The sequence below is a fragment of the Phormidium sp. FACHB-1136 genome (assembly GCF_014697375.1).
In the GTDB taxonomy this organism is placed as follows: domain Bacteria; phylum Cyanobacteriota; class Cyanobacteriia; order Phormidesmidales; family Phormidesmidaceae; genus Nodosilinea.
This window is the reverse complement of the sequence record NZ_JACJRS010000162.1, coordinates 1-6,846: the sequence shown is the minus strand read 5'-3', so window position 1 is coordinate 6,846 and position 6,846 is coordinate 1. Positions and strand designations below refer to the sequence as shown.

General features: G+C 54.5%; 7 protein-coding genes and 2 pseudogenes. 5 read left to right on the top strand and 4 right to left on the bottom strand.

The genetic code is table 11. From position 1 onward, the window contains the following. Window positions 1–291 (top strand): hypothetical protein (locus H6G62_RS25335; protein WP_199325224.1); only part of this gene is annotated, 291 nt, incomplete at its 5' end. Window positions 292–541: 250 nt separating this feature from the next. Here the strand turns inward: H6G62_RS25335 and H6G62_RS28130 are convergent. Further along, a pseudogene (locus H6G62_RS28130) lies at window positions 542–646 on the bottom strand (acetylglutamate kinase); the annotation flags it as partial. A 94-nt stretch (window positions 647–740) separates the two neighbouring features. Here H6G62_RS28130 and thrB point away from each other — a divergent pair. From thrB to H6G62_RS25320, 3 genes are all read left to right on the top strand, one after another. Next, window positions 741–1,664 carry a homoserine kinase gene (thrB, locus tag H6G62_RS25330; protein ID WP_190500373.1) on the top strand — a complete coding sequence of 308 codons (924 nt, stop codon included), beginning with the start codon at window positions 741–743 and terminating at the stop codon, window positions 1,662–1,664. Window positions 1,665–1,826: 162 nt separating this feature from the next. Beyond that, complete coding sequence (locus tag H6G62_RS25325; RefSeq protein ID WP_190500372.1) at window positions 1,827–2,327, top strand: Dps family protein; 501 nt, start codon at window positions 1,827–1,829, stop codon at window positions 2,325–2,327. Between the two features lie 459 nt (window positions 2,328–2,786). Further along, window positions 2,787–4,130, top strand: coding sequence for a hypothetical protein (locus H6G62_RS25320; protein ID WP_190500370.1), 1,344 nt, complete (start codon window positions 2,787–2,789; stop codon window positions 4,128–4,130). Between the two features lie 10 nt (window positions 4,131–4,140). Here the strand turns inward: H6G62_RS25320 and argC are convergent, their stop codons facing one another. From argC to H6G62_RS25310, 3 genes are all read right to left on the bottom strand, one after another. Next, on the bottom strand, window positions 4,141–5,205 hold the full coding sequence (gene argC, locus H6G62_RS25315) for an N-acetyl-gamma-glutamyl-phosphate reductase (RefSeq protein ID WP_199325238.1): 1,065 nt from the start codon (window positions 5,203–5,205) through the stop codon (window positions 4,141–4,143). Between the two features lie 540 nt (window positions 5,206–5,745). Then, window positions 5,746–5,874 carry a hypothetical protein gene (locus tag H6G62_RS28455; protein WP_277883060.1) on the bottom strand — a complete coding sequence of 43 codons (129 nt, stop codon included), beginning with the start codon at window positions 5,872–5,874 and terminating at the stop codon, window positions 5,746–5,748. Between the two features lie 5 nt (window positions 5,875–5,879). Then, a complete protein-coding gene (locus tag H6G62_RS25310; protein WP_242052275.1) occupies window positions 5,880–6,104 on the bottom strand; it encodes a hypothetical protein in 225 nt (74 codons plus the stop codon). A gap of 530 nt (window positions 6,105–6,634) precedes the next feature. Here H6G62_RS25310 and H6G62_RS25300 point away from each other — a divergent pair. Beyond that, window positions 6,635–6,846, top strand: a pseudogene (locus tag H6G62_RS25300) (IS5/IS1182 family transposase); the annotation flags it as partial.

Genomic DNA, 6,846 nt, shown 5'->3' with positions numbered 1-6,846 from the left:
CAGCGACAGTGGTCTGACTTAGCAATCCTACGCACTACACCGGCCCTGCTCTCACTCTTCTCCCTCGTCGTGCTCCTCACCCAGCGCCTGCACCCCCAATTTACCTTCCCCCTACCTCATACCGCCTGGTACATCAAGCAACACCCGACCTTTGCTGATGCCTTGGCCTTTGTCCGGCGCTATCTATGGGCCTCTCGGCTTTTTCAGACATCGCAAGATGACCTTGAGTACGTTAAAGTCCCGCGCCCTATCTTCGACATCTGGGCCGAGTTACTTTGCCATGCTGCCTAATTGGATAAAGTCGAGCTAAGGGCACCTCGATTAATTACCATTTGGCAGCTTTCGAGAAGCTGGAAACCTTGGAATCACGTTGTCACTCCTAGGGAAATCTGGATTTTTCGAGGTGCCCCCAAGGAACAATGGAGCCTAACGGCTAACGTCTCAGAAGTTACAAAAGTTTATTTTTTAGGGCTTTGGGGCATTGCTTCGCGAATGCACCCTACAGGCTGCACCCAACCAACCTTGGTAGCTCACCAGACCGCTAACCGCGAAACTCTGAGGCCACAATCATGGAGCCGATGCCGAGGTCACTGAAAATTTCCAGCAACAGGGCGTGGGGAATGCGGCCATCGAGGAGGTGGGCGGCTCCGAACTCTTTGGGCTAAGGACACCCCAAAAGGTGCTAACATCCTGACCTTGTCTATGTTTCTAGCAATGTTCTAGCGATTGGAGGCTGTCCTGTGGCTACCCCTGTCACCGTTACCGTACCGGGTACAACCGCCAACCTTGGCCCAGGGTTTGACTGTCTAGGGGCGGCGCTGACGATCTACAATCGCTTCACCTTCGCGGCCCTAGAACAACCCCCTGGCACGGTGGCGATTACCGTGCAGGGCCAAGAGGCCGACCGGGTTAGCACCGATGCCTCAAACCTGGCCTACCAAGCCTTCGCCTACTACTTTCAGCAGCGGGGGCTGGCGGTGCCCGCTGTCGCCATAGCGATTGATCTAGCGGTGCCCCTAGCCCGTGGGTTGGGCAGCTCCTCCACCGCCATCGTCGGGGGCTTGTTGGGAGCCAATGCCCTGGCCGAAAAGCCCCTAGACCAAGCCGCCCTTGCTTCCATGGCCATCGCCATGGAGGGCCACCCCGATAACGTGGTTCCGGCCTTGGTGGGGGGCTGTCAACTGGCCGTTACGACAGAGGAGGGCCAAACTGTCCTTTGCCCAGTGCCCTGGCATCGCCAGGTTACCCCAGTGGTGGTGATCCCCGATTTTGAACTCTCCACCGCCGAAGCTCGCCGGGTTTTGCCCGCCACCTACAGCCGCGCCGATACCATTTTCAACACCGCCCACCTGGGCCTTTTGCTGCGAGGGCTGGAAACCGGAAATGGCGACTGGCTGCGAACCGCCCTGAACGACCGCATCCACCAGCCCTACCGCCAAGCCCTGATTCCGGGGTATACCGACGTAGCCCAAGCCGCCCAGCAGGCCGGAGCCTACGGGCTGGTCATTAGTGGGGCGGGGCCAACCCTCCTGGCCCTCACCTCAACGGCCCAAGCCACCGAGGTTTGCGATGCCATGGCGGCGGCTTGGCATACCCAAGGCCAGACGGTCACGGCCCAGGTGCTCGGGCTAGAAACGGCGGGAGCCCAGGTTTCGGCGGGCTAGGGCGGGCCTAGCTACGTCACGTTCCTTAATTTTTTGGGGGCATGGCTAGCCCTCGTTCGCGGCTAGGGCTAGGATTCTAGCCAGGTGGCGTAGATTATCGCGCCCATCTAGGACATATCCATGGGGTGAGACCATTCCTGCCCCGACCGAAAGGAGAGCATCATGGCTAAGAAAAAAGCGGTGGAAACCGCCGAAATGCCCATCAACATCGGCATTGGCGACAAAGAGCGAAAGGAGATCGCCGACGGGTTAGCGCGGCTGTTGGCAGATACCTACACCCTGTATCTCAAGACCCACAACTTTCACTGGAACGTGACCGGGCCAATGTTCCAAACCCTGCACCTGATGTTTGAAGCCCAATACAACGAGCTCGCCCTGGCGGTGGACTTGGTCGCCGAACGCATTCGTGCCCTAGGATTTCCGGCACCGGGCACCTACAAGGACTTTGCCACACTTTCCTCCATTGAGGAAGCCGATGGGGTGCCCAGTGCCGAGGAGATGATTCGGCAACTGGTGGCGGGCCAAGAAGCGGTGGTACGCACCGCACGGTCTATCTTCCCGGCGGTGGAGGCCGTCCAAGATGAACCCACCGCCGATTTGCTCACCCAGCGGATGCAGGTGCATGAGAAAACCGCCTGGATGCTACGCAGCTTACTGGCCTAGGGACAAGCGGATCAGTCACGAGACGGTGATGCCACCCTTGGCCTAGCGGATCACGCCAAGGGTGGAGGTCGCCTGGGAGAAACAGCGGATGAGGCGTTTCGACTGGAGCTATTCCTAGGGTGTTAAGTGAGTTTAGTACGTGAATTTACATAAAATCACCCTTCTTTTCAAGGTGGCGTGCTAGTTTATACTTATCAAACCTCGCCATGGGGACACGATATTGTCATGGGGGTGACCGGGATATTGCGGAGATATGGATTGCGCAAACCGCTTGGCCTAACGAGCTGATGGAAATTTTGTTGTTTAGATCAATAGTGTGGACAGGAATCGGTAGAAGTTCTGCTGTTTAGATCAATGGTGTTGACGGAAATCGAGTCCGGTGGTCTAGGCTATCCTAGGTGATCATTTCTGGGGTTCGTTTCCGTCAAGGAACCGGGCTAACGTCAAGGAACCTGGCTTATGTCAACGAACACTGTATTGAGCTACCGTTCCATGGAATGGAATCCTCAGCCCGGATTGAGCCTGGGACAGGCTCAGCAGGCGATCTACCACTTGTTGCTGGATATTGTGAAGCACTGGCCTCCGGAGGATGTTCTGGAGGAGTTTCGCCATCTCTTTATCCACCATGCCGAATCGGTGAGCGATCAGGCTGTGCCAGCCATGCATGTCATTCTATTTGCCAACGACGAGGCCGAGTTTCGCAATACCCTGAAGCGATGCTGCTATATTTTGGTCAACAACTGGGAGATGGCCCGCCGATTCGATGCGGTGCAGGGTTTAGTGCAGGTATTTGAGGATCCCCTGCTGCAACGACGTACCCTCTCTCCCACCCTCAAGCGGCTTCGGAAATGGGTGCAAAACTTCATTGCCAGCCAAGACTTTGAGGAACTCAAACTCTTCGCGGCCCGCCTCTCGGAGGAGCGCACCATCAACCGCCCAGGGGACTGGGTAAACCGCTACACCTCCTATTTGCTGGTACCCCAGTACGTCAACGAGGCCAATTCCATCGAGCAGCGACAGGCGGCCAAGGCGCTCTCCCGCCGCCTCAAGGAGAAATTTAAGTTTGACCTGGCCCTGTATACGGCCCATAGTCAATCGGCTCTGCCGCGTCGCCAAACGGTGCAAAACCCTACTGCCCTGGGGGACAGCGTCCTGCGCTTGATCAAAGCCATCGTGGCTAAGCGAGGGGAGTTTACCTACCACAACCTGGCCAACCTGTTTTTAGAGCAGACCAAAGACACCTCCTACGGCAACTTTAAGGTGATGCTGCCCAAGTACCTGCTCTACACCGTCCGCAGCAACCCCATTTCCCAGAAGATTTACAACCACCTTCAGTCCCGCCTAACCACCCTCTACCCCGAACACGACGCCGATCCCCTGGATGCGTCCCTGCTGCTGCGCACCAGCAACCGAGTCATCGATTGCTTGATGACGGAAAATCGGCAGACCCCCTCGCCGCTGTTTAGTTTGGTGCTGTCCCAGGGTAATGCCCTCACCCTCGCCATTGTGCTCCTAAAACTGGTGCTCATTTCCCGCAGTTCCCAGATCTATCTAGAGGTGCGTATTGCCGACCTGATCCGCTACTACGAGCAATTCCCCACGGAGGAATGCCAGTGGGTGATTAATTTCCTAGAGGTGTTTCGGGTTACTTTTGCCATTTACACCGACAACATCGAGTACAACCTCGTCCGCATCAATGCTCCCTCCACGGCCAAGTCATCCGAGGACATCATCATCGACCCCTTAGATAACCTGGATACCTTTCGGATTTTTTCTCAGAAGCTCAATCGCCATCACAGCTAGGGTTTCATCCCTAAGGATAGAAGGTGACGGCGGGCAATCCCAGGGATTCATCCAGCCCCATCATCAGGTTGAAGCACTGCACCGCCTGGGAGGCTTGGCCCTTCATCAGGTTGTCGATGGCAGACATGACGATGACGCGCCCGGTGCGGGGATCGGTCTCTAGGCCAAGGAAGCAGCGGTTGGTGCCCCAGGCCCATTTGGTTTGGGGATAGATGCCATTGGGCAGCACCGTCACCCAGGGGGAACTCCGGTAGAACGCCCCGTAGATGGTGAGCAGATCGTCGCGCACCAGGCCGGGATCGCGCAGGGTGGCGTAGATGGTGGACAGGATGCCGCGCACCATGGGGATCAAGTGGGGGGTGAACTGCACCAAGACCTCGTTGCGGGTCAGGTGGCTGCAAATTTGCTCAATTTCTGGGGTGTGGCGGTGACGAGCAACCCCGTAGGCGGCGAGGGAATTACTGGCTTCGGCTAACAACATCCCGGTTTTAGCCACCCGTCCGCCGCCAGAGGTGCCGGATTTGGCATCAATGACTAGGGTTTCGGGCTGGGCCAGACCTTGCTTCAGCAGGGGCGCAATCCCCAATAGGCTGGCGGTGGGGTAGCAGCCCGGACAGCCAATTAGCCGCGCCGTGCGAATTTGATCGCGAAACAGTTCCGGCAACCCATAGACCGCCTGGGCCGCTGTGCCGTGGTCATGGCGATCTCCACCGTACCAAGCCTGGTAGGTATCCAGATTGTCAAAGCGGTAGTCAGCGGACAGATCCAAGACCTTGCAGCCCTTCTCTAGCAGCAGAGGGGCCATGTTATAGGCCAACCCATTCGGCAAGGACAAAAACACCACCTGACAACGACTGGCGATCACCTCCAAATCCACGGGTTCCACGTTTAGATCCACCCGTCCGACAAGGTGGGGGTAAATCTCGGTATAGTCCTGTCCGGCACTGCTGTCGCCACCCAGGTAGGTCAGATCCACGGCGGGATGCTCCGTGAGCAACCGCACCAACTGCACGCCGCCATAGCCCGATGCGCCAACAATACCAACCGAAATCTTTTCCACCGGAATCTCGCTCATAACAACAGGGCCACAGATGAAGATAGCTGGGCTATCCAGGAAAGATAGCGGAACTATCTAGGAAACTGCGCAAAAGATACCACAGATAACCTAGGGCGGATACGAGGTTTCAGAGGATTCTGAGGTTCTAGCCTCGGTAGATCATAACCATGCTCTTTTGCCGTGATCCAGCCCTCCCCCGTCCTGGGGTTGGCCCTTGTGGGTCAGTGGCCTTCCCAAGTTGATGCACCGCCATGGCTCAACGACTCGCCAACTCTCCGCTAACCATGGGCCTGGTCTTTTGGGGGGCTATGGTCGCTGCATTTATGATCACCAGAAGCATTGCGTTGCCGTTGCTAGCAGCAGGTTTACCTGCCTGGCATGGAGCGTTAACAGCAAAAAGTGTCCTTCAGGCTTCGCCCGCTACCCCAACTCATTCCAGAAATACCACCCTAGAACTGGTGTGTGCTTGGGGCTTGGGGCTGAGGTCAGCAACAGATTTGGATAGTCTGTTTTGAAGACAATATCAATATTGCTGTCAGGGCCATCCTCTCCACGAGCCTAGGAGCCAAAGTAGCCGAGGCCCGTGAGGTGAAGACTTTCTCCCCGCTGTGATTTAAACTCTCGTAAAAGCTGTTTCAGTTCCTCTTGGCAAACGATGGGTTGGCCCTCTATGGGGAAAATGGCCATGGGAATTATGCTGTACTGTTTGAGTAGTTGTAAACAGGAACTTGCACAAAGCGATCAGGTTTTGACTGTTCCAAAACTGTTTTCTGCAAGCGTTCTACCGTTGACGGAGAGAAAAACTGATCACCCGTTTCTTCATTCACACGAGCAGGTACATTTTCAATCAAAATCATTTGACCGTTTAAGTGTAGGGTATAAGTAACTTGCTTTTCGCCTAAGGTTTCTTGCCACATCGTTGTCATTGATAGAGTAGTCTTCGATGATGCGACCATTGGCAACGGCTTCTCTGACCTCCCGCACCAAAATTCCACGAATGATAGATTGATCAACGGCGTGCTTAGAGAACTCAAACAGATCCTCAGCGACCTTTCTCCGTATATTTTCGATAGTTGCAGCCATCATTGCTATTGTAGCGCCTTCTCCAGAATACTTTGCCAGAACTACTCAGCCGGAGATATGGCCATAAACGGTAACGGCGGATACATTGCTGCCACGGTCAGGCGGCAAAAGGTAACAACTCGTTAACGTGACCTAAAGAGATTCTAGGTTTTTGGAACAACCCAGGTTTTGGAACTTATGGGCACCTCGAAAAATACTGAAGACACTGTCTCACAATGAGACTCACGCCGAAATCCAAACTCCTGAAATATTTGCTAATAGTCCAATATTTGATCATTAGTATTTGGATTCTTAAAGAGATAGTCGATAGACACAAAAAGATGAGATCATAGATAATATAAATCACTCATTTCTCATCAGGACTATGGGACAAAAAGGATTCTGGGACTTTGAGGAACGCCAGCAGGAATTGCTCAACAAAAATAAAACCTTAAAATATCTCAATGACATTATTCCTTGGGAATTATTTCGAGATGAACTAGAATCGCTCCATAAAAAAGACCGCAAAAGCAATGCAGGCCGCAAACCAATCGATGTCATTTTGATGTTTAAGCTCTTGATCCTACAACAGCTTTA